This is a genomic window from Anabaena sp. CCY 9402-a (genome assembly GCF_963920945.1).
In the GTDB taxonomy this organism is placed as follows: Bacteria; Cyanobacteriota; Cyanobacteriia; order Cyanobacteriales; family Nostocaceae; genus Trichormus; species Trichormus minutissimus.
On sequence record NZ_CAWUDL010000016.1, the window covers coordinates 63017 to 87336 of the forward strand.

General features: G+C 41.4%; 20 protein-coding genes. 16 read left to right on the forward strand and 4 right to left on the reverse strand.

Features of this window, described 5'->3' with window-relative positions; genetic code table 11:
* Positions 1-15: 15 nt before the first annotated feature.
* The 5 genes from ACM0OR_RS08105 to ACM0OR_RS08125 all read left to right on the forward strand — a co-directional run bounded on the left by ACM0OR_RS08105 (position 16) and on the right by ACM0OR_RS08125 (position 5102).
* Entirely contained in the window at positions 16-621 is a 606-nt protein-coding gene (locus tag ACM0OR_RS08105) for a Uma2 family endonuclease (protein ID WP_414575809.1), read from the forward strand.
* A gap of 107 nt (positions 622-728) precedes the next feature.
* The gene (locus ACM0OR_RS08110; protein WP_414575810.1) at positions 729-3251 is read left to right on the forward strand and encodes a DEAD/DEAH box helicase family protein; all 2523 of its coding nucleotides are present in this window, start codon (positions 729-731) and stop codon (positions 3249-3251) included.
* Between the two features lie 161 nt (positions 3252-3412).
* On the forward strand, positions 3413-4033 hold the full coding sequence (locus ACM0OR_RS08115) for a Uma2 family endonuclease (protein WP_414575811.1): 621 nt from the start codon (positions 3413-3415) through the stop codon (positions 4031-4033).
* A gap of 140 nt (positions 4034-4173) precedes the next feature.
* Positions 4174-4545 (forward strand): GIY-YIG nuclease family protein, encoded by a 372-nt coding sequence (locus ACM0OR_RS08120; protein ID WP_414575812.1) that lies wholly within the window; start codon positions 4174-4176, stop codon positions 4543-4545.
* Between the two features lie 50 nt (positions 4546-4595).
* Positions 4596-5102: a hypothetical protein gene (locus ACM0OR_RS08125; RefSeq protein WP_414575813.1), complete on the forward strand. Its 507-nt coding sequence runs from the start codon at positions 4596-4598 to the stop codon at positions 5100-5102.
* 110 nt (positions 5103-5212) lie between these two features.
* Here the strand turns inward: ACM0OR_RS08125 and ACM0OR_RS08130 are convergent, their stop codons facing one another.
* The 3 genes from ACM0OR_RS08130 to ACM0OR_RS08140 all read right to left on the reverse strand — a co-directional run bounded on the left by ACM0OR_RS08130 (position 5213) and on the right by ACM0OR_RS08140 (position 7653).
* On the reverse strand, positions 5213-5563 hold the full coding sequence (locus tag ACM0OR_RS08130; protein WP_190696683.1) for a DUF1257 domain-containing protein: 351 nt from the start codon (positions 5561-5563) through the stop codon (positions 5213-5215).
* 140 nt (positions 5564-5703) lie between these two features.
* Positions 5704-7215: an AAA family ATPase gene (locus tag ACM0OR_RS08135; RefSeq protein ID WP_190696686.1), complete on the reverse strand. Its 1512-nt coding sequence runs from the start codon at positions 7213-7215 to the stop codon at positions 5704-5706.
* 90 nt (positions 7216-7305) lie between these two features.
* Complete coding sequence (locus tag ACM0OR_RS08140; RefSeq protein ID WP_190696689.1) at positions 7306-7653, reverse strand: hypothetical protein; 348 nt, start codon at positions 7651-7653, stop codon at positions 7306-7308.
* A 259-nt stretch (positions 7654-7912) separates the two neighbouring features.
* Here ACM0OR_RS08140 and ACM0OR_RS08145 point away from each other — a divergent pair, with 259 nt between their 5' ends.
* The 4 genes from ACM0OR_RS08145 (at position 7913) to ACM0OR_RS08160 (ending at position 14037) form a co-directional block, all read left to right on the forward strand.
* Positions 7913-8422 (forward strand): hypothetical protein, encoded by a 510-nt coding sequence (locus ACM0OR_RS08145; RefSeq protein ID WP_414575814.1) that lies wholly within the window; start codon positions 7913-7915, stop codon positions 8420-8422.
* Between the two features lie 204 nt (positions 8423-8626).
* The gene (locus tag ACM0OR_RS08150; RefSeq protein WP_190697477.1) at positions 8627-9781 is read left to right on the forward strand and encodes an NAD-dependent epimerase/dehydratase family protein; all 1155 of its coding nucleotides are present in this window, start codon (positions 8627-8629) and stop codon (positions 9779-9781) included.
* A gap of 222 nt (positions 9782-10003) precedes the next feature.
* Positions 10004-11161: a glycosyltransferase family 4 protein gene (locus ACM0OR_RS08155; RefSeq protein ID WP_414575815.1), complete on the forward strand. Its 1158-nt coding sequence runs from the start codon at positions 10004-10006 to the stop codon at positions 11159-11161.
* A 299-nt stretch (positions 11162-11460) separates the two neighbouring features.
* Positions 11461-14037, forward strand: a complete 2577-nt coding sequence (locus ACM0OR_RS08160; RefSeq protein WP_414575816.1) for a GAF domain-containing protein — start codon at positions 11461-11463, stop codon at positions 14035-14037.
* A 222-nt stretch (positions 14038-14259) separates the two neighbouring features.
* Here the strand turns inward: ACM0OR_RS08160 and ACM0OR_RS08165 are convergent, their stop codons facing one another.
* Positions 14260-14535, reverse strand: a complete 276-nt coding sequence (locus ACM0OR_RS08165) for a hypothetical protein (RefSeq protein ID WP_414575817.1) — start codon at positions 14533-14535, stop codon at positions 14260-14262.
* Between the two features lie 678 nt (positions 14536-15213).
* Between ACM0OR_RS08165 and purC the strand changes: the two genes are divergently transcribed.
* The 7 genes from purC to ACM0OR_RS08200 all read left to right on the forward strand — a co-directional run bounded on the left by purC (position 15214) and on the right by ACM0OR_RS08200 (position 24239).
* Positions 15214-15951, forward strand: coding sequence for a phosphoribosylaminoimidazolesuccinocarboxamide synthase (gene purC / locus ACM0OR_RS08170; RefSeq protein WP_414575818.1), 738 nt, complete (start codon positions 15214-15216; stop codon positions 15949-15951).
* Positions 15952-16112: 161 nt separating this feature from the next.
* Positions 16113-18626, forward strand: coding sequence for a BamA/TamA family outer membrane protein (locus ACM0OR_RS08175; protein ID WP_414575819.1), 2514 nt, complete (start codon positions 16113-16115; stop codon positions 18624-18626).
* A gap of 188 nt (positions 18627-18814) precedes the next feature.
* Positions 18815-19669 (forward strand): UDP-3-O-acyl-N-acetylglucosamine deacetylase, encoded by an 855-nt coding sequence (lpxC, locus tag ACM0OR_RS08180; protein ID WP_414575820.1) that lies wholly within the window; start codon positions 18815-18817, stop codon positions 19667-19669.
* 53 nt (positions 19670-19722) lie between these two features.
* Positions 19723-20217, forward strand: a complete 495-nt coding sequence (gene fabZ / locus ACM0OR_RS08185) for a 3-hydroxyacyl-ACP dehydratase FabZ (RefSeq protein WP_414575821.1) — start codon at positions 19723-19725, stop codon at positions 20215-20217.
* Between the two features lie 237 nt (positions 20218-20454).
* A complete protein-coding gene (gene lpxA, locus ACM0OR_RS08190; protein ID WP_190697480.1) occupies positions 20455-21273 on the forward strand; it encodes an acyl-ACP--UDP-N-acetylglucosamine O-acyltransferase in 819 nt (272 codons plus the stop codon).
* An 86-nt stretch (positions 21274-21359) separates the two neighbouring features.
* Positions 21360-22526, forward strand: a complete 1167-nt coding sequence (lpxB, locus tag ACM0OR_RS08195) for a lipid-A-disaccharide synthase (RefSeq protein ID WP_414575822.1) — start codon at positions 21360-21362, stop codon at positions 22524-22526.
* 333 nt (positions 22527-22859) lie between these two features.
* Positions 22860-24239, forward strand: coding sequence for a DNA cytosine methyltransferase (locus tag ACM0OR_RS08200; protein WP_414575823.1), 1380 nt, complete (start codon positions 22860-22862; stop codon positions 24237-24239).
* Positions 24240-24320: the final 81 nt, after the last annotated feature.

Consider the following 24320-nt stretch of genomic DNA (forward strand, 5'->3'; position numbering starts at 1 on the left):
CATGACTAAAAAATTATGACTACAAGCTTACCCAGCATTACCGAGATTATACCAATAGTATTGCAATTGCCGAGTGCGATCGCCATGAGTGACGACCAATTTTATGAATTTTGTCAACTCAATCACGATTTAAATATCGAACGCAATGCTATTGGAGAATTAATAATTATGCCCCCAATTGGGTCTGAAACTGACCAACGTAACTTTGACTTGATTGTTCAGTTAGGTATTTGGACAAAGCAAGATAGTACAGGAGTAGGTTTTGGTTCTAGTGGTGGGTTTACTGTGCCAAATGGCGCATTACGTTCTCCTGATGCAGCTTGGATAAAACGCACTCGCTGGGAAGCCATACCATTAGAATTGCGAAAGAAATTTGCACCAATTTGTCCTGAGTTTGTGATTGAATTACGTTCTGAAACTGATAATTTAAGAATTTTGCAAGACAAGATGCAAGAATATATAGATAACGGTACGCAACTTGGTTGGTTAATTGATAGAAAACAACGCCAAGTTTTTATTTATCGTCCGAATATTCAAGTTGAGATATTAAATAATCCTCAGACCCTTCCTGGTGATCCTTTATTACCTGGCTTTGTTTTAGATTTAAGTCCAGTTTGGTAGAGGATAAATTTCCAAGCATTGGAGATTGAATCATACATTATGGGCAGACTAACTTAGTGATCAAATTTCGTATCACTAGGAAAATAGCTAAATAGGGGAGTACCATAATGTACGCATCTATCAATCTAGATCAAGTAAGAGATGGTAATTTTTCTTCCAAAATACCCTTCCAGCACCAAGTTGAGGCATTTGAATCTCTTAGTAAAACCTTTAAATTTGGCAGTGAAAAACCGGGTAGTGGAATTTTAGTCCTACCCACAGGTGCAGGTAAGACATTTACGGCTGTGAGATGGTTGTCTGATCATGTGATTCCGAAAAATAATAAAATACTCTGGTTAGCTCCGTCATTTTACTTATTAGATCAAGCATTCGAGACCTTCAAAAAAAGTGCCAGAGATATTCCAGAGTCAAAAAAAATATTAAATATTCGGTGCGTTTCTAGCAATCCTTCTCATGCCAAGGCATCATCGATAAAACTAACTGATGATATTGTCATCATGACAATTCAAACAGCGATCAAGAATTTACATACTGACGGTGAAGACCAAACTGGTAAAAAGCGTGAGACAGCTTTTAGAAAATTTATAGATTTTTGTAGACAGACAGGACTTTTTGTGGTGGTTGATGAAGCTCACCATGCACCAGCTTATGGTTGCAGAAACTTATTAATTGGTGAAAAAGATTCTGCTTTAGGGCTGCGATTATTATGCCCAGACTTAAATCTTCTCGGTCTAACAGCTACACCAACTCATAATGATAATGCTATAAGGGGTTGGCTGTGGAAAATTTTTGAAAATAAAATTATTTATGAAGCCAATAAAGAAAGTTTAATATTACAAGAGATTTTAGCTAAACCTCATTATATTGAAGTATCAACTGGTAAAGAATGGGAAGTAGATGACACTCTATATAACCGATTAGTTAAGCAACATAAAGACCTGCCAGAACACATTATTGAAAAACTTGCATCTGATCGAGATAGAAACAATTTTCTGGTAGATACTTATGTAAAAAATAAGGAAAATTATGGCAAAACTATTATTTTTGCTGACCGTTGGTTTCAATGCGTTTACATAAAAGATAAACTTATTGAACAAGGTATTCGAGCCGATGCCATCTATTCACATATAGATGCTGATCCTGGTTCAGCCGAAGCACGGAATAAACGTACTCAGGATGATAATAAAAGAATTTTAACTGCATTCAAAGATGGGAAACTAGATGTTTTAATCAATGTACGAATGTTAACAGAAGGTGCTGATGTTCCTAATGTTCAGACTGTGTTTATCACTCGTCAAACAACAAGCTCTATCTTAATGACTCAAATGATTGGCAGAGCATTACGAGGAAAAAAAGTAGGAGGTAGTAGTGAGGCGAATGTTGTGTTATTTTTCGATGATTGGAAACGTTTAGTTGATTGGGTTAACCCAAAAGATGGCGATACTCAGGATTCAGTAAAAGTCTCTGTAAAAGGGTTTTATCCACTGGAATATATATCAATTCGTTTAATTGAAGAATTATCGAAGTCAATTGAGAGGGGTGGAGAATATCCAATAGAATATAAGAAGATATGTCCTATTGGATGGTATAAAACTGAAATTGAATATGCTGACCCTGAAGATCAGTATGACTCAATGGAAGCATTTACTGAGTTTGTCATGGTATATGAACATACGAAAGAAAAATTTGATGCTTTTCTGAAATTTATTCTCTCCACAAAGTTGCTAGATGAATGGTCTAAAGAATATCTTGATGATCAATGGATGCAGCCTCAAGTTGAACAATGGATAGATAAATATTTTGACCGTAAATTTGATGATATTGGACAAAAACTTCAGTCTGATTTAATTAAAATTGTACGCCACATTGCTCAAAATGAATCTTTACCCCCATATCATTCATTTGAAGAAAGAGAAATTTATGACTTAGATAAAATGGCAGAAAAAGTTATGAATTTTTCAGCTTATCAAAAATACGAATATCTCAAGGAAGAATTTGCAAAACCTGGCATATTATGGAAAACTTTCTATAAAACTTTGCAGAGATTCGATACAGCAGTTGACGCAGCAATCAGAAACATTATTTTTCGTGGTAAGAGAGAACCTGAAATTATTACTCCTCCTGTGACACCCCCATTCAGAGAATTAACCGAAGAAGAAAAAATAAAAGTTAAGGAAAGAGACGGCTATGTTTGCCTGTGTTGTGGAGTCAATAGCAAAGGTAAATTACAAATCGATCATATTAAACCGTTTTCTATGGGAGGTGAAACAACTATAGAAAATTCACAGACATTGTGTGATATTTGCAATGGAATTAAGGGCAATCATGAAATTAGTTTTTTGTGTAAACAAACCAAATTAAGCGTACCCAAAAAACTTGATTTCTCACCATCATATACAGGTCAGAGTGCCACAATAATTATCACAAGATTAGTTAATATGTTTTACCATTGCAAAGCAGTTTATAAAGTAAGTTGGGAGGTGCTTACTTACACTTACAGCATAGAATTATATCCAGGTAATAATCCTGAATGGTTGCGTCAACACCAAGCCGAACTCCTCAATTTCATTCAAAAGAAGCTTGGTGGTAGTGCTTACAACATTAGCGTTACTACAACTGATAAAACGTAAACTCACTTTTACTCCTGAAGAAATTCAAAAGTATGTAAATCTGAACCTTATATTCTAGGCAAACTAACCTAGTGGGTAAATAGTCTTACCTTAGTGGAGAAGCCGTCCGCAGTCCCCTAGATTAGAGATAATATTTTCAAAGCAGTAATTCTCCAACAGCTATGACTCAAGCCATACCCAAGCCAGTAACATTTGAGGAATTTGTCGATTGGCTACCCGAAAATACTGCGGTACGCTACGAATTACATAATGGAAGCATTGTTGAGATGGCACAACCAATAGGGGAACATGAGGAAGTAAAGGGTTTTATAGCCAGAAAAGTCACGGTTGAATTTGACCGATTAAACCTCCTCTATATTATCGCCAACCAAGCTATAGTTAGACCTCTGGAAAAAGACTCTGGTTATTTTCCTGATGTGTTGGTGCTAAATCAGGCAAATCTCATCAATGAAACATTATGGAAAAAAGAATCTATCGTTAGCTTAGGTGCATCAATACCTTTGATAATTGAGGTCGTATCAACTAACTGGCGGGACGATTACTACTTAAAATATGCTGATTATGAAGAGATGGGTATCCCTGAATATTGGATTATAGACTATGCTGCGTTGGGTGGACGCAATTTTATCGGCAACCCCAAACAACGAACAATCTCTGTCTGTAACTTAGTGGATGGAGAATATCAAATCAGTAAGTTTCAAAATAGCGATCGCATTATCTCCCAAACGTTCCCTGAATTAAATCTCACCCCAACCCAAATTTTTCAAGCTGGTGTGGTGTAAAGAATGTTTTAAATTCGCCGAACTCTCGTTTTTTTAGTTCTGTCGAACTCACGTTAAATTATGGGCAAACTAACCTAGTAGCTAAATTTCATTGCTAGGTAAAAATAGAGATTATGAAGTTGAATCTCAATTATAAGACAATGCCAGTTTTACCCTATATTCAACGTCAAGAACTACCAGCAAAACCAGGCATTTACTATATAGGTAATAGCTCATCTCCAGTTATGTACGTCGGTCTTTCACGTAATTTAAAAAGCCGTCACATAAACCATCATCGCCAAGGACAGTTTGAGGGAATGGAAAATGCTGTGATACGCTACCGCGTTGTCCCAGAGGATTTTTTAGCTACCATCTCAGATTTAACGGAGACTCTCAGGAAGTTAGAAAAGCAAGCTATTCATCACTACAAACCCCCTATCAACGACACACCTATACCAAATCAAGCAAAATTTACAACAGTACATGGCCCAACGGGTGCATCCCAGTTTTTATTATTTTTCAAAATAAAATAGAGCTAGACGATATATACAGTAAGGCTCGTCTACTGGAATTATTTTTCTCTTTGGGCATTTTAAAAAGTGGGATGCTCCCTGGCCCAACTTATATTCAAATTCATAAAGCTAGAGAAGCAGGCTATTGTACACATTTTGAGGCACGAGATGGAGATGAACTGACAATTAACTCTAGTAGATTACCTCTAATTAGCAGAGCTATTGAAGAACAGCGTCCTATTTTCTTAATAGCATCTGGGGCTTACAAAGATTATGAAATAGCAGGTTATTCTCACCTTTATGAACTATTACCATATAAAAAAGACAGGATTTATCTTTTGATCAGTCGCTTTATCCCTTATGGATATGAGGAATCTGATTGCTTTGGTTACGATTATGTTGTGTATGGAGGAAATTCCAAAATATTTTTCAACCCTTATATTATTCTGAACAGTAGACCAGGATTTAATGAATTTAAAAGCAGCTATTTAAAATTAGGATTTACCAATTGCGAACGTTCTCCCTTTGTCAGCGAGTTGTTACGTTTAGGTGACTTCCAACTACTTGCACCTGCCTAAAGACTTCCTATGTTAGCTTAGAGGCTGATAATAAACCAAACATAAAAAAAGCGGGCTAACCGCTATGAATTGGTTAACCCGATCAGCTTTGGGAACGCGCAGAGAAATTGTTATTGCAATACTAATTTCACGTTGGCGTTTTGCAAACCGCGCTGTTTTACTTCAGCCAAGGTTTTGTTAACTGCGTATTTTTGGTTAATGGAGTTGATCAACTCGGTTTGGTTGTGCTTCTTAGCAACACCCCACAGGTCAGCGATTAGGTCAAAAGAACCATCGCTGTTGCGAGACCAGCCCAAGTCATATTCGCCTTCCAATACTGCAACGATGTCGGAACGAAGACGCTGACCGTTATAACCGCGTACATCAGCTTCTGTTTTTACGCTGATACCTAGGTCGCGCAAGGAAGCTTTGAGGATTTCGGCATCGGTGATTTTGGTGCGAAGAGTGCTAAAATGAGACATTTGGGTTTCCTCCAATGAGAAGAGTGAGAAGTTAGGACAACGGTTTGTTTTTAGAGAGCCGCGATTATTGGGGTGCGGCTTTTTTCGTAACTGCTAGCGGGTTGGCTAGCCTTTCCCCCTGGGTTAGCAAGGGAAAGCTTTTAAAACTCCATTCGCTGATATTCAGCAACGGAGGCTGCGGCTGGTCTGGCTCGCTGTCTAGCCCAATCTCTCAGGGCTGTGACTTGTTCTTGCATCGTGCGAGACAGTGGCAAAGTTGCTTTGAGCGCAGCAATAATATCTAGTTGGGTGAACTCGCGGTCTTGGGCAAAAGCTTCGTACATTGCCGCAATTAACGCTTGTTCAATTTCTGCCCCAGAAAAACCATCAGACATCTTGGCTAGTTGTTCCAAGTCGAAGCGGGTGATGTCTTCACGACGTTTGTTGAGGTGTATCTTGTAGATATCACACCGTTCTTCAGGTGTGGGCAGATCCACAAAGAAAATTTCATCAAAACGACCTTTCCTCAAAAATTCTCCAGGTAAGCGTTCTACACGGTTGGCTGTAGCCATCACAAACACTGGGGATTTCTTCTCTTGCATCCATGTGAGGAAAGACCCAAATATTCTGCTAGATGTACCACCGTCAGAATCACCAGAACCGGAACTTCCAGCAAAGGATTTATCTAACTCGTCGATAAACAGAATCGCCGGGGAGATGGATTCTGCTGTTTTGAGAGCGTTCCGCAGGTTGGCCTCACTTCGTCCCACCATTGAGCCGTCGTAAACTCGACCCATATCCAAACGCAACAGTGGTAAACCCCAAAGGCGGGACGTTGTTTTAGCAATTAATGACTTACCACAACCAGGAACACCTAGAATTAACATCCCTTTTGGTTGGGGTAAACCATATTCTCTGGCTCTTTCCGTAAAGGCGTTAGAGCGTTGTTTGAGCCATTTCTTTAACTCTTCTAAGCCACCTACAGCATCGATGGTTGCATCTTCTTCGATGTATTCTAAGATACCATTGCGTCGAATTAGTTGCTTTTTCTCAGATAGAACTATATCTACTTCTTCTTCTGTCAGCCGCCCTGTGGTGACTTGCGCCTTACGATAGACTTTCTCAGATTCATCTTTAGTTAAGCCCAAAGCAGCCCTGAGAAGTTTTTCGCGTGCTTCTGTCGTCAAGCGTCGTCCGCGATGCTGTTCGAGATGTTGAGTTAATACTTTATTTAACTCTGACATATCGGGTAGTTGAAAGTCTAAAACCACAACTTCCTTTTCCAGTTCGATGGGTACTTGTTGCATAGGTGACATCAAAATGATGTTCTTTTGCATACCCTTGAAGCTGGCGATCGCATCACGTAATGACCTTGTGGTTGCGGGAGCATCAATAAATGGATGTAAATCTTTAAGAATAAATATACCAGGTTCTTTCTGCCGGATGATCCAGTCGATCGCCGCCTCTGGGGAAACGGTGTTGTGTTGGCTTACACTCCGGGGTTGACCATACTCCACGATGCCATGAGTTACTGTCCACACGTACACTCGGCGTTGGGGTCTTAACATTTGCGCAATTGTGGAAATTGCTAGCTCTGCCCTTTCTTCCTCGGAGGTCACAAGGTAGATTAGTGGGTATTGAGCTTGAATGAGAATATTGAGCTCTTCTTTCATAAATCGACCTTCTGGAGACCCTAGTACAGTAAAGACATCGTTTTGTTGATGACAACAACCGAAATTATGAATTACTTATCTAATTCCTACCTAGCAAGGAACTAATTCTTCCTCACCCTTGGGATGGGTTTCTGCTTGTGCCATCTCATCAAGAGAAAGATGATCTTGGCCAATTACCCCTGGCTGACTTCCTAAACCAACTAATTCCCCATCTTTTAATACCAGTGAACTTTCACAATTGGGACAAGAATAAACTTTATGCGTCCTTCCGTAAGCAGAAGCTTCAACTTCATCAACTATATCTGAGTTAGTTAGGTAGAAAAAAATGGCACGTTCAGCTAGTTCTGACATTCGCTCGGAATCGATTGCTGACCGAATCTTCAGCTTTTTGTGCAGTTCTGCCGATAAATACAACGTAACCTTTTGCTTAGTTTGCATATAACTATTTAGTGGTCTTACCCGGGTATGTATATCACGTTATCGGCTGTTCTCTTTGTTGTCAAGACGTCAAAACGTTTTAACGTCTATTTTGTTACTTTTCTTTACAATTTACCCTTGTTTGTGACAAAGATTGTGACTAACCTAAGTTATCTAAGCAACTAAACTATTAATCAGATCCAAGTAGAGACAAATGATTAAATTTATCTCTAAAATCCTTTATATACAATTACTTCTAGCTTTTAAACCAGGTAGAATCATGTCTACTTTGGCAGCAAAAGCTCTGGGATTTCAACGAATTTTTTATACTAAAGCTACCCAGAGGAATGCAGCGATCGCTTTATTGTTGATCCTGTACGGCTGTTTTACTCCCAGCTTGGATGTCACAAATAGTACCTGGAAAACATATAAAAATTCACGCTATGGCTTTGAGTTTCCCTATCCCAGCAACTGGAAGACTCTAGCAACACCGACGAACGCCGATGGCATTGTTTTCGCCTCACCCAAAAACAACTCTGTAGAAATTCGAGCCTGGGCGAGTAATCAAATACTAGAGTCTATAGCCACACAAAAACCTAACTTTCAAACGACTCAAGGTTTAACGGGAATATTAGAGGTAGAAGTGGATAGTGCTGTTAGTGCAATGACGCTAACACTGGCACAAAATCAGGTGCAATACAATTGGCAAGGACGCGCTCCCAGTCAAGAATTTAAAAATTACTATCCCTTGTTTTACTACATAGCCCAACAATATCGGATTCCTCAGTAGCGAAGCAAGGGAAGATGAAAAGTGCTGAGTTCCGAGTGCTGAGTGCTGAGTGTGGTAAAAATTAAATTACTCGATTCCGGCATCGAATACGACTATCAGATTTCTTCTTTCCCTAATCTCTTTTCCCTACATCTTTCAGAATGATGAGTGAGGGGGTACCCAAACCTGATAGATTAAGCTATCAGCGAGTAAAAACTGGTGAAAATGAAAGTCCTAGTTATTGGTGGCGATGGATATTGCGGTTGGGCAACCGCACTTTATCTTTCCAATCGCGGTTATGAAGTTGGAATATTAGATAGTTTGGTGAGACGGCATTGGGATAACGAACTAGGTTTGGAAACCCTCACGCCGATTGCACCTATTCAGCAACGCCTCCAACGCTGGCAAGATTTAACTGGTAAATCCATTGACTTGTTCGTTGGCGACATTACTAACTACGAATTTCTTCAGAAAACGTTGCATAAATTTGAGCCAAATGCGATCGTGCATTTTGGTGAACAACGTTCCGCACCGTTTTCGATGATTGACCGAGAACACGCAGTTCTCACTCAGGTCAATAATGTGGTTGGTACGTTAAACCTGCTATATGCAATGAAAGAAGACTTCCCAGACTGTCATTTGGTGAAGTTAGGCACAATGGGTGAATACGGCACACCCAACATTGACATTGAGGAAGGTTTTATCACCATTGAACACAATGGGCGTAAGGATACCCTACCTTATCCTAAACAGCCTGGGTCAATGTATCACCTGAGCAAAGTTCATGATAGCCACAATATTCACTTTGCTTGCCGGATTTGGGGTTTACGCGCCACAGACTTAAACCAAGGCGTGGTTTATGGTGTCCTCACCGAAGAAACGGGGATGGACGAACTGTTGATTAACCGACTAGATTACGATGGTGTGTTTGGTACAGCGTTAAACCGATTCTGTATTCAAGCGGCGATAGGTCATCCCCTCACCGTTTACGGTAAAGGTGGACAAACTCGCGGCTTTTTGGATATTCGGGATACGGTACGATGTATGGAAATTGCGATCGCCAATCCTGCCCAAGCTGGTGAATTTCGCGTATTTAACCAATTTACCGAACTATTTAGCATCGGTGACTTGGCATTAATGGTGAAAAAAGCCGGCAATGCTTTGGGATTAAATGTAGAAATCAGCAACTTAGACAATCCTAGAGTCGAAAAAGAAGAACATTACTTCAACGCTATAAACACTAAACTACTTGATTTAGGGCTACAACCTCACTATCTCTCTGATTCTCTACTTGATTCTCTGCTAAACTTTGCCGTCAAATATCAAAAACGAGTTGATAACAAGCAGATTTTACCTAAAGTCTCTTGGCATAGAAATTAAAAAAGCACTAGCACCGCTACGCAAAAGTCAAAAGTCAAAATGATGACAGCATAAGGTTTTTAGAGCTTTTGAATGGTTGTTTCTTGACGCCGTTCTGTACTAGCACAAAAAGCTTTCTCGTTTTCTGGGGGAATTAAGGGTGTAAGGGTGTAAGGGTTTTCATCACCCATAATCCTATACCCGCACACCCCTAAACCCCTTTTTTCACATAGATAGTTTTGTATGAGAATTGCCTTATTCACCGAAACCTTTCTACCCAAGGTTGACGGTATTGTGACACGCCTGCGTCATACTGTTGACTATTTACAACGTCATGGAAATCAAGTTTTAGTAATTGCCCCTGATGGTGGCATTACTGAACATAAAGGAGCAAAAGTGTACGGTGTGAGTGGCTTTCCTTTACCTCTGTATCCAGAGTTGAAAATGTCACTCCCTCGCCCAGCTATTGGTTATACCCTAGAACAGTTCCAGCCAGATATCATTCATGTTGTAAATCCCGCAGTTTTAGGACTATCCGGGATTTTTTATAGTAAAGTCCTGAAACTACCCTTAGTAGCTTCTTATCACACACATTTACCCCAATATCTTCAGCATTATGGCTTAGGAATGCTAGAAGGGGTACTTTGGGAACTGCTGAAAGGGGCGCATAATCAAGCCGCCTTGAATCTTTGTACTTCTACAGCCATGATGGCAGAACTCTCAGGACATGGCATCGAAAGGGTAGATTTGTGGCAACGGGGAGTAGATACAGAACTATTTCACCCTGATTTAGCTAGTTTAGAAATGCGCGATCGCTTAACGCAAAATCACCCAGAAAGCCCCTTATTATTGTACGTAGGTCGTCTTTCTGCCGAAAAAGAGATTGAGCGCATCAAACCCATATTAGAAGCTATTCCTCAAGCACGATTGGCACTAGTAGGAGACGGCCCCCATCGCCAAACACTAGAAAAACATTTTGCAGGTACAAATACTTATTTTGTTGGCTATCTCATGGGGCGCGAGTTAGGATCAGCCTTTGCTAGTGCTGATGCTTTCATCTTTCCTTCCCGCACAGAGACATTAGGCTTAGTCCTACTAGAAGCAATGGCGGCTGGTTGTCCAGTGGTAGCCGCTCGTTCTGGAGGTATTCCTGATATTGTCACAGATGGGGTCAATGGATATCTGTTTAATCCCCAAGCCGATATTCAAGATGCTATTGACGCAACTGTTAGGCTTTTAGAAAATAAACAGGAACGGGACATCATCCGTCAAAATGCGCGTCGAGAAGCAGAAAAGTGGGGCTGGGCATCTGCTACCCATCAGCTACAAGATTATTATCACAAAATACTGTATGGAAAGGTGACAGGGGACAGGTTACAGGTGACAGGGACTAGGGAATAGGGACTAGGAATTTTAGATTTTAGATTTTGGATTGAGTAATCTAAAATCCATTCATTGCAAATCCACTCATTGAAAGGCTGGGGACTGGGGACTAGGAAATAGGTAGTGAGATTTTCACTCAGCGCGCTGCTTACGGATAGCTTGGAATGATTTAGCGGTCTTTTCTATGGGACGCTACGCGAACGCGTAGCGTCCCGCAGGGAACAATTAGTGGTGAGTAGCCTACGGCAAGCAAGCTACAAGCTCCCACTAATTGTCTTTAATTTTTAATTTTTAATTTTTAATTGGAGCGAAGCGACTTGACTCTTCCTAATCCTGGTAGCGTCTTGGCTACATTAACAGAATTAACTCAAGTTAATCGCACCCACGCTTTATTGCGGCGGGTCAAAGACCTTTCTGTTAATGAATTTGTTTGTTTGTTAGACTTTATTACTGCCGAATTTCAGCAATTTCTGAGAGCTATTGAATTAATTAATAATGAAGCTCTAGAAAATATGTTGGAGAAAGTCTTAGAAGCAATCACACTCAAAATCGGTCAAATTCTCCAAGCAGAACATACAGCTATTTTTTTAGTTGACTATGATAAAAGTCAATTGTGGTCAAAAGTTCCTCAAGATAATGGACAGAGATTTTTAGAAATTCGTACTCCCATTACTTTTGGTATTCCTGGTCATGTTGCTAGTACAGGTCAATATTTGAATATTGGTGAAACTATTACTCATCCTCTATTTAGTCCAGACCTAGAAAAACAAATGGGCTATGAAATTCGCAATATTTTATGTATGCCTGTTGTTAGTAGCAAAAACCAGGTAGTTGCAGTAGTACAACTAGCAAATAAAACTGGAGAGACACCTTTTAATCAGGAAGATGAAGGACATTTCCGAGATTTTGCAGCTTCGATTGGCATTATCTTAGAAACTTGCCAGTCTTTTTATGTAGCAGCTCGCAATCAACGAGGAGCAACTGCGCTTTTACGGGCAACTCAAACCCTAGGGCAAAGTTTAGACCTAGAAGCTACGTTGCAAATAGTCATGGAACAAGCCCGGATTTTAATGCAAGCAGACCGTAGTACCCTGTTTTTATATCGCAAAGAAATGGGGGAACTGTGGACAAAGGTAGCCGCCGCCGCCGAGACTACAAATGCAATGGAAATTCGGATATCTGCTAACCGTGGTATTGCTGGTTATGTGGCATCAACAGGACAAGCACTCAATATTCCTGATGCTTATAAAGACCCTCGTTTTGACCCTTCAACAGATAGAAGAACTGGTTATGTAACGCGGAATATTCTATGTTTGCCCGTATTTAATTCGGCAAATGAATTAATTGGGGTAACGCAGTTAATTAATAAACAACAAGGTAGTTTTACCGCATCTGATGAAGAGTTTATGCGGGCTTTTAATATTCAAGCGGGAGTTGCTTTAGAAAATGCTCGCTTATTTGAAAATGTCCTGCTAGAAAAACAGTACCAAAAAGATATTTTACAAAGTTTATCAGATGCTGTGATTTCCACAGATATGGCTGGTCAGATAGTCACTATTAATGATGCAGCTTTGGGATTATTGGGTTGTCCTTTAGGGGAAGCCAATAATAAAAGCAATAAACTTCTGTGGGAACACAATTTAATTGGTCGTCTCGTTTGGGAGATTGTACCAGTTGAAAATTTACAAATGCGTTTAGAAGATAGTTTAAAAACTGGTGCTAAACATTACGTACCAGAACAAAGTTTGACAGTGGGGATTTATCAATTACAAAGTGCTGAGGGGATTCTGACGAACGAAACACAGTATTCTATTTTGACAATACGCGATCGCAGTAACCCTAATATTTTTCTCACCTGGAATTTACCCCTCACCCCCCAATCGAAGTTTTTAACGACTGAACAGGTAAAAATTCTAGACCGTAGTATTAATCTGACGGTGAATCCCCTAACTAACCCAGAAGGTGGTGTTAGAGGCGGTTTGGTAGTTTTAGAAGATATCAGTCGAGAAAAACGCTTAAAAACTACCATGTATCGCTACCTGACACCCCACGTAGCAGAACAAGTATTGGCTGCTGGGGAAGATGCTTTAATGGTGGGTGAACGAAAGGAAGTGACCATCTTATTTTCGGACATTCGAGGTTACACCACGCTCACAGAAAACCTCGGTGCAGCAGAGGTGGTTTCACTGCTAAATCAGTATTTTGAAACAATGGTGGAAGCAGTTTTTAACTACGATGGTACTCTCGACAAATTTATTGGCGATGCCTTAATGGCAGTATTTGGCGCACCTTTACCACTCACAGAAAACCATGCTTGGCGAGCAGTACAATCAGCTTTAGATATGCGCCGACGCTTGGAGGAATTTAACCAACGCCGCATTATCCAGGCGCAGCCTGAAATTCATATTGGTATCGGTATTAGTTCCGGGGAAGTAGTCTCAGGAAATATCGGTTCTCAAAAACGTATGGATTATACAGTGATTGGGGATGGTGTAAATTTAAGTTCGCGCTTGGAAACAGTCACAAAAGAATATGGTTGTGACATTATTCTGAGCGAATTTACTTACCAATTATGCAGCGATCGCATTTGGGTACGCCAATTAGATAAAATCCGAGTTAAAGGCAAACACCAAGCCGTAAATATCTATGAGTTAATTAGCGATCGCACTACTCCTTTAGATGCTACCACTCAGGAGTTTTTGTTTCACTACCATACAGGCCGTGCAGCTTATTTATCTCATAATTTTACCCAGGCGATCGCTTCTTTTGCAGCCGCCAAAAAAATTCGCCCCACAGACCAAGGTGTGAATATTCACCTAGAACGCGCCCATAATTACCAACAAACACCACCGCCAGAAGACTGGGATGGAGTGTGGACAATGACCGTGAAATAGTCATGATTGGGCATTGGGCTTGTCCCCTGTCCCCTGTCCCCTGTCTTTCAATGAGTGGATTTGCAATGAGTGGATTTTAGATTATTCAATCCAAAATCCGTCTTGAAAAGTTGAGCCACTGCGTTGGACGGGTTTCCCGGCTTGTAGCAAGTGGCGTTCCTAGGTTGGGAAACCCGCCTACAGAACTTTCCGCAAAATCTAAAATTCCTAGTCCCCTGTCCCCTACCCTTCAGTGTTCTCATCTCCATTCTGAAATGGATCTTCACCAATTTGTAGTTGTTTTTTTGTCCGCTTTAAGTTTTTCCACAATGCTTTAATCTGTTCGTATGCTTCTTCTGGTTTCAATTTTCCAGCCGTTTCTAAGTTACATATATAACTTATCTTTTGAGCAAATTCTTGGAGATTGGCATTGAAAACTAAGTTCTCTGGCTTCACTTGACCATAATAACGACCACGAGGATAGAGAAAGTTTTCTTTAGACACTATTTTTTGCTCCATTTATTCAACTCCTTTCTTGTTTTTATTTTGGAAGCTGAATCGCTAATAGCCTATTTACCTTTAATTTAGGGAATTTTCGGTACTGCTACTATCAATTAGTGTTGATGTATTTTTCTTCTTATGAAAAATATTGTGTTGGTTTTAAAATGTTTTTGGGCTGTTGAGATATTGACACCAGTTTTATTTGCAATTATGCAAAACAAACTGATTGTCATGGAGATGTTGTCTAAGCAAGGGTAACAAACGCACTCATTGCTATTTATGATCTTGGGTAGTAGACGCTCCTTAAACATCAATGAGTTGTTTTGATTTTATTTGATCATTTATAAAATTGTTATGCAATACTTCTTTCTTGATACAAAAATACAAGTATTAATATATACTGTGACACTAAACTCTGAAAATATTTTTAGTCCGTTTGTTAAAAAATTAACTTTACCCAGAAAATATCATAGATAACAAGCAATGATCTTCTACTGTAGGTCAGATATTCACTTGCTGACACTCTCTACTGAGTGAGTGACTGACTTTATATTGTAGATAGATAAGTTTTCATACTCAAAACCAATTCTGAATATACAGATTGCAGACTAATAGCTAATCTTCAATAACTAAAGATAAAATGGTGAAGCCCGAAAGGACAAAAGCTGTCTATCGTCTAAAACCTCACCTCCTGCCATGTCTGTTCATTCCAAGCTATACGAAGGCAAAGCAAAAATTCTCTATACAACTGATGATCCGGAAGTCCTGTTAGCTGACTTTAAGGACGATGCTACAGCATTTAATGCCCAAAAGCGAGGTAGCATCCTTGGCAAAGGGAAGATAAACTGTAGCATTTCTACTCAGCTTTTTCAACAGTTGGAAGCATCTGGTATTAAAACACACTTTATTGATAGTCCTGCTCCCCATCAAATGCGGGTAAAGGCAGTGAGAATAATACCTTTGGAAGTGGTTATCCGTAATATTGCGGCTGGTAGTTTGTGTCAACAAACAGGCTTAGAACTGGGTACATTATTAAAACAGCCCCTAGTAGAGTTTTATTATAAAAACGATCAATTAGGAGATCCGCTATTGACACGCGATCGCCTTTTACTGCTAGAACTAGCAACACCGGAACAAGTCGATGCAATTACTCATCTAGCATTGGAAATTAATCAGTTTCTCCAGGAATTCTGGTCACGTTGCGGTATTACCCTAGTTGACTTCAAACTAGAATTTGGTGTTGACTCACAAGGAAATCTACTTTTAGCAGATGAAATTAGTCCCGACACCTGCCGTTTGTGGAACATAACAGAAGCAGACCCTAATCGCCGCGTTATGGACAAAGACCGTTTCCGCAAAGACCTAGGGAATGTAGAAGATGCGTATCAGGAGGTTTTACAACGAGTATTACAAGCTGTGGCAACTCAAAAATGAATAGTCCTGATTTAAAAGTGCTTTGATAGTTACGAGTTACAAGTTAAGAGTTCCGAGTTCCGAGTTCCGAGTGAGTATTCCACTCATAACTCAGCACTCACAACTCAGCACTTAAAATTCCCTTGTGATGGTGTGTGGATGTGAAGAGGAATCTAAATAAAATGCGTTTATCTCCAGTATTTGTGGCAGCTGTAGCAATTACAGCACCCTTAAGTGGCTCTTTGAGTGCAAATGCACAAACTCTTAACAGTGTAGAGCAGGCCACAGAAGTTTTTCCAGTGACCAGTCAGCAGCCAGAACAGGGTGAAATTTCACCAGAACAGCAGCCGAACTTCACCGAAGTTAAGACACTGACAGAAATTCCCGCCCCTGAAATCTCCGCCCCTACGGCTTTATCATCTGTCAATAAATCAACAAAGTCGGCAGCAACAGCAACAAAAGAGGTCATCGTACCTACTTTAGAAGTATCAAAAGAAGTATCTATAATTACCAAACATACTGCTCCAAAACCTACTTCATTTGCCAATATTCAGCTTTCATCTGTTGACAAAACCCCATCAGCTGATGTTGTTATCGTAGATTCAAAGCCAAAGAAATCAGCAGAGAAATCCCCTATTGTCATTTCTCCATCCCCATCAACAGCAGCATCAACGACACAAGAAGTAGTGAGCCAGAGGGGAACTGCAAACCAACTGGTACAAACACCAGAAACTACTCCTACTACCCCCAGCATTGAGCCAGCAACACCAGCACCAGAAACTACTCCTACTACCCCCACTCCAGAGAATTTCAATACTCCCAACAACACGCCAGAAACCACTGAACCCCGTGTGTTGGTATCAGAAGTACTAGTTAAAGCTCAAACAGGTCAACTAACCCCAGAATTAGAAGCCCAAGTTTATAACGTTATTCGTACCCAACCAGGGCGAACAACAACCCGCGCTCAACTGCAAGAAGATATTAACGCTATCTTTGGTACTGGCTTCTTTTCCAACGTTCAAGCAGCACCAGAAGACACACCCCTAGGTGTCAGGGTCAGTTTTGTTGTTCAACCCAACCCTGTCTTAACCAAGGTAGAAATACAAGCCAATCCCGGCACTCAAATTCCCTCTGTCCTACCCCCTAATACTACCGATGAAATATTTCGTGAGCAGTATGGCAAAATCCTCAACTTGCGGGACTTACAAGAAGGCATCAAGCAATTAACCAAGCAGTATCAAGACAGAGGTTACGTCTTAGCTAACGTCATTGGTGCGCCACAAGTCTCAGAAAGTGGAGTTGTCACCCTCCAAGTAGCCGAAGGGGTGGTACAGAACATTAAAGTTCGATTCCGTAATAAAGAAGGACAAGAAACTGACGAGAAAGGGCAACCAATTCGGGGTCGAACCAGGGAATATGTGATTACGCGGGAATTGGAACTAAAGCCAGGACAAGTATTTAACCGCAATATTGTCCAGAAAGACCTACAACGGGTATTTGGTACAGGATTATTTGAAGATGTTAATGTCTCCCTTGACCCTGGTACTGATCCGAGTCAAGTAGATGTAGTCGTGAACGTTGTTGAGCGCAGCAGTGGTTCAATTGCAGCTGGGGCTGGTATTAGTTCTGCTAGTGGACTTTTCGGTACAGTTAGTTATCAGCAGCAAAACCTGGGTGGCAGAAACCAGAAACTAGGGGCAGAAGTTCAGGTGGGTCAACGGGAGTTGCTGTTTGATCTCCGCTTCACAGATCCTTGGATTGCCGGCGATCCGTACCGGACTTCCTACACAGCTAATATTTTCCGTCGCCGTTCCATTTCGTTAATTTTTGATGGTACAGATAGCGATATTAGAACATTTAACCCCAGTAACCCTACTGATGATGACAATCAAGACCGCCCTCGTGTCACCCGTTTAGGTGGTGGTGTTACCTTTACTCGCCCCCTGTCTGCGAATCCTTACGAAAGGTCAGAATGGACTGCTTCAGCTGGGTTACAGTATCAACGAATTTCTACCCGCGATGCCGACGGAAACTTAAGAAAAGATGGGGCAGTATTTGATGATGCTGGCAACCTTGTTCCTGGTACAACCGTACCTCTGAGCTTTTCCGGCACAGGTGAAGATGATTTATTGTTACTGCAATTAGGAGCGCAGCGCGATCGCCGTAACAATCCCTTACAACCAACAGGCGGTTCTTTTCTACGTATTGGGGTAGACCAATCTGTACCCGTCGGTTCAGGTAATATATTCCTCACCAGACTCCGGGGTAGCTATAGCCAATATTTACCAGTGAAATTCACTGGCTTTACGAAAGGTGCAGAAACCATAGCTTTTAATATTCAAGGTGGTACAGTCTTTGGTGATTTACCTCCCTATGAAGCCTTTACCCTTGGTGGTAGTAACTCCGTTCGGGGTTATGAAGAAGGTACATTAAGCAGTGGCCGCAGCTATGTACAAGCAACAGTAGAATATCGCTTCCCTGTATTCTCAGTTGTCAGTGGCGCATTGTTCTTTGATGTGGGTAGCGACTTAGGCACTACCACCAGAGCGGCTGAGGTATTGAATAAAAACGGTACTGGCTACGGCTATGGTCTGGGTGTACGTGTGCAATCACCTCTAGGGCCAATTCGTATTGACTACGGTATCAACGATGACGGCGATAGCCGGATTAATTTTGGCATTGGCGAGAGATTTTAAGGTAGTCATTAGTCATTAGTGACTATTGTTTTCTCTGGTAGCTTGCTAATGGTGTCATTTGCCTTAATACTGTTCGCTTAAGGCTATCAGTTGAAAACTGACTTTCCTAAATTACGAATTGCTGAATCAGGGTTCTTACCAAAATTCCACATGAATAATCACAACCAAGATATACAGAGTTTCTGCCTATGCTAGAACACACACTAGCGGCGGCAATTACTCAAACTGGAATAGGATTACATAGCGGTGTCAGTACCAAGGTGCGGGTACTACCGGCAGAAGTGGGAAGCGGACGCTATTTTGTGCGGGTGGATTTGCCGGATTTGCCAATTATTCCTGCCCAAGTAGCAGCAGTTAATCACACTGTCCTCTCAACTCAGTTGGGTAAAGGAGAAGCATCCATTCGCACAGTAGAACATTTATTAGCAGCTTTGGCGGGAATGGGTGTAGATAACGCCCGCATTGAAATTAATGGGTCAGAAGTACCGCTTTTAGATGGTTCAGCTAGGATTTGGGCAACAAGTATTGCTGAAGTTGGTTTGACACCACAACAAGTTCCAGTTACTCAGCAAAAAGACCCTTTAACAATTCAAGAACCCATCTGGATTTATCAAGACGATGCTTTTGTTGCTGCTATCCCCGCAGCAGAAACCCGCTTTAGTTACGGTATTGATTTTGATTTACCTGCAATTGGTAATCAATGGCACAGTTGGTCTGTGGCTACTGACGTAGAAAAATCTAGATTTAGCTTTAGTGAAGAAATTGCGCCGGCGCGGACTTTTGGATTGGCGCATCAAATTGAACATTTACAAAAATCTGGGTTAATCAAAGGTGGTAGCTTGGATAATGCGCTAGTTTGTGGGACTGATGGCTGGGTAAATCCACCATTAAGATTTGCAAATGAGCCAGTCCGTCATAAAATCTTGGATTTAGTAGGGGATTTGAGTTTATTGGGATATTTTCCCCGCGCTCACTTTTTAGCGTACAAAGCCAGTCATAATTTACATATTCAGCTGGCACAAAGAATTTTAGCTCTCATCTAAAATTCTGAATCCTACTAACTAAATACCTAGATTAAAATTCAACTGCACTGCCAATGTCAATCGTGTCTGAAGTAAATAGTCCCGCATCTCATGATGAGAATGCACCTGAGATTAAAACAACTCTTACCTCTGAAGAAATTCAGAACTTACTACCCCACCGCTACCCATTTTTACTTGTAGATAAAATTATTGACTACGTACCGGGTAAGCTAGCCGTAGGTATTAAAAACGTTACTATCAATGAGCCACAGTTTCAAGGACACTTCCCAGGTAGACCACTGATGCCAGGTGTGCTAATTGTAGAAGCAATGGCTCAAGTAGGTGGTATTGTTTTGACACAATTACCAGAGGTAGAAGGGGGACTGTTTGTTTTTGCTGGTATCGATAAAATCCGCTTCCGCCGTCAAGTAGTACCAGGAGATCAACTGGTGATGACAGTGGAACTGTTATGGATCAAACAACGTCGTTTCGGTAAAATGCAGGCGCGTGCAGAGGTTGATGGTCAACTTGCTGCTGAAGGCGAATTAATGTTTTCTCTGGTTAGCTAAAACCTAGCTGGCGCAGATACAGATGTAAACTGCTTTTCCTGAAGTCTCAAAGCAGGATAGCAATTTCAAAAAATCGCCACAAGAGCCTCTTATCAATTCTTGACTTTCGCTACCCTCACACATAACTTGCCCGACAATTTTTCTACTGATACTCACACACTCAGTCACGCCAGTCGTCTCAACTTTGGCTATCAAAGTCAGACACTGGCTTCTCAAGACAGTTCTGGAGATTTACCCTTGAAAACGCTTATTCATCCAACTGCTGTAATTCATCCAAATTCGGAACTACACCCAACGGTGCAAGTCGGTGCTTATGCTGTGATTGGAGCAAATGTTAAAGTTGGTGCTGACACTATTATTGGCGCACACGCAGTGCTAGAAGGCCCTTGTGAAATTGGGGTGGGAAATCAGATTTTTACTGGTGCAGCCATTGGTATGGAACCCCAGGATCTGAAATTTGTGGGCGAACCCACATGGGTGAGGATTGGCGATCGCAATTTGATTCGTGAGTACGTCACCATTAACCGCGCTACCGGTGCAGGAGAAGCCACGATAATTGGTAATAACAACCTCCTCATGGCTTATGTCCACGTAGCTCATAACTGTGTTATTGAAGACTCTGTAGTCATTGCTAACTCCGTCGCCTTAGCCGGTCACGTCCATATAGAATCCCGCGCTAGACTGAGTGGTGTTTTAGGTGTACATCAATTTGTGCGTATCGGTAGACACGCAATGGTAGGAGGAATGGCACGGATTGACCGTGATGTGCCACCTTATATGCTAGTGGAGGGAAATCCTGCCAAAATCAGAACCCTCAACCTGATAGGACTCAAACGTTCTGGGTTTGATAGCAGCGAATTACAACTCTTGAAAAAAGCCTTCCGCATTCTTTACCGTTCTAAGTTGAGCTTTAAGGAAGCTTTGGAACAATTAGAATTTTTGGGAGATACCGAAACCCTGCAAAATCTCCGCCGCTTTATGTTACTGTCACAAATGCCAGGGAGACGGGGTTTGATTCCCGGTAGAGGTAAGATAGGCAGGAGTGATGAGTCTTAGGCAGAGGGAGACACGGGAGACAAGAGATAATTCTTTTTGATTCCCAGTCCCCAATCCCCAGTTTTTGAATTTTGAATTGGTTTTAAATGCGGATATTTATCAGCACTGGTGAAGTGTCTGGCGATTTGCAAGGGTCGCTGTTAATTGCGGCGATGAAGCGTCAAGCTATCGCTGCCGGGTTGGAATTAGAGATTGTGGCCTTGGGTGGCGACAAGATGGCTGAGGCTGGGGCGAAGATTTTGGGGAATACCAGTGGTATTGGTTCAATGGGTATCCTGGAATCTTTGCCTTATGTGCTGCCAACTCTGATGGTACAACGTCGCGCGATCGCCTATTTAAAACAATATCCCCCAGATTTAGTAGTGCTGATTGACTACATGGGGCCAAATCTTGGCATCGGTACTTATATGCAAAAGCATTTACCAGATGTGCCTGTGGCGTACTACATTGCGCCGCAAGAGTGGGTATGGTCGATGAGTTTGCAGAATACTGCCCGGATTGTCAGGTTTACAGATAAGTTACTGGCAATTTTCCCCGAAGAAGCCCGTTATTTTCGCCAAAATGGGGCGAATGTCACTTGGGTAGGACACCCCCTAATTGATAGGATGCAAAATGCTCCTAGCCGTCACGAAGCCCGTGCTAATTTGGGAATTGATTCTGAGCAGATAGCGATCGCACTCCTCCCAGCTTCCCGGCGGCAAGAATTAAAATATCTACTACCAGTAATTTTTCAAGCTGCCCAAACCATCCAAACAAAAATACCAGAAGTTCATTTTTGGATTCCTCTGTCACTAGAAGTTTACAGACAGCCAATAGAGGAAGCAGTCCAGCGTTATGGTTTGCGGGCTACAGTCATATCAGGACAACAAAAGGAAGTTTTTGCGGCGGCGGATTTCGCCATTACTAAATCTGGCACAGTCAACTTAGAACTGGCTTTATTAAATGTGCCGCAGGTGGTAGTTTATCGCCTACATCCCGTCACAGCCTGGATTGCTAGAAAAATCCTCAGAGGTTCTATCCCCTTTGCGTCGCCACCTAATTTGGTAGTGATGAAACCAATTGTGCCGGAGTTATTGCAAGAAGAAGCAACGCCAGAGAATATTACGCAAGCATCAATGGAATTATTGCTCAATGCTGAACGCCGACAGCAAACTTTAGTAGATTATCAAGAAATGCGGCAGTATTTAGGAGAAGTGGGAGTATGCGATCGCGCTGCTCAAGAAATTTTGCAAATGCTAGGAGAGTGCTGTTAGCGGTAGCGCGGCGTTTAGCCGGTAATGAGTAATGAGTAATGAGTAATGAGTAATGAGTAATGAGTAATGAGTAGTGATACGATGAATCGCGTCTGTACAAAAGTGATGATTTGGGCTAAGAAGTGGCTGTTTGGCTTGTGAAGTCGTTATTGCCAAAATATTTCTGTAATACGATAATTTTTTTAAATAGTTCAAAGATAATCGTTAGTTAAAAAATTTAATAGCTTTCAAAAGTCAGCCTCTAAATCACCACTTACTACTTACTACTGGCTAAACGCCACTACTGCTAACACCACTCATCATCGGCTAAACGCCGCGCTACCGCTAAAAGAAATGAGACTCAGCACTCAGCACGGGCTAAACGCCCCGCTTCCGCTAACACCACGGGCTAAACGCCCCGCTACCGCTAACAGCACTCACCACTCACTCACCACTTCGAGAAGACCGATCGCCGTAGATTTGTTTGCGGGTGCTGGTGGTATGACGCTTGGTTTTGAGCAGGCTGGCTTTGATGTGTTGGCGGCGGTGGAAATTGACCCGATTCACTGTGCTACCCATAAGTTTAATTTTCCTTTCTGCTCGATTTTATGTCAGAGTGTTGAGGACACATCAGGGGCAGAAATTCGGCAGCGATCGCCAATTGGCGATCGGGAAATTGATGCTGTAATTTGTGGTTCACCCTGTCAAGGCTTTTCTCTCATGGGTAAACGGGTTTTTGATGACCCGCGTAACTCCTTAGTATTTCACTTTCATCGGTTGGTTTTAGAGTTACAACCCAAGTTTTTTGTAATGGAAAATGTCCGGGGAATTACAGTCGGTGAACACAAACAAATCCTCAAAATATTAATTGATGAATTTAAAGCTTGTGACTATCAAGTAGAAGAAAATTATCAAATTCTCAATGCTGCTAAATACGGTGTACCCCAAGCGCGGGAAAGATTATTTCTCCTTGGTGCGAAGAAAGATATCAAGTTACCAAACTATCCCCAGCCAATTACCCAACCAGCCAAGCCAAATCACAAGCTACGTAAAACGTCAGGATTGCCAATTTGCCCTACGGTTTGGCAAGCAATTGGCGATTTACCAGAAGTGGAAAATTATTCAGAGCTATTATGTAGAGATTGGGTAATAGCAGAGTATGGCAAACCTAGCAATTACGCTATGATATTGCGCGGACTCAGGAAGTTGAGAGATGATTATTCTAGCGATCGCCAATTTGATTCCCGTATTCTTTCTTCCAGCCTGAGAACTAAGCATTCATTAACAACTACACAACGTTTTCAGGATACTCCCCAGGGAGAAAGAGAACCTATTAGCAGATTTCATAAGTTACATCCGGCTGGTGTTTGCAACACCTTAAGAGCCGGAACAGATAAATACAAGGGTTCTTTTACCTCCCCTAGACCAATTCATCCACTGACACCGCGATGTATCACAGTCAGGGAAGCCGCACGCTTGCATTCTTACCCAGACTGGTTTAGATTCCACATCACTAAATGGCACGGATTTCGCCAAGTAGGTAATTCTGTACCGCCATTACTAGCCAAGGCAGTAGCCAAAGAAATTATTCTTAGTTTGAATATATCGCCTGTTAAGCCCCGTATTAAGTATGAGTTGGGAGCAGAGACACTATTACAACTAAATATCTCCCAAGCAGCACAACACTTTACAGTGAAAAGGACTAACTTCTTTACTACAAACGAGGACTATTAGACTTGTCTAGAAAAGATAAAAAGCTTACTGTGAAGGGATTATAGGAGATATAACTGAGATAAAATAGTTATCATTGCTGAA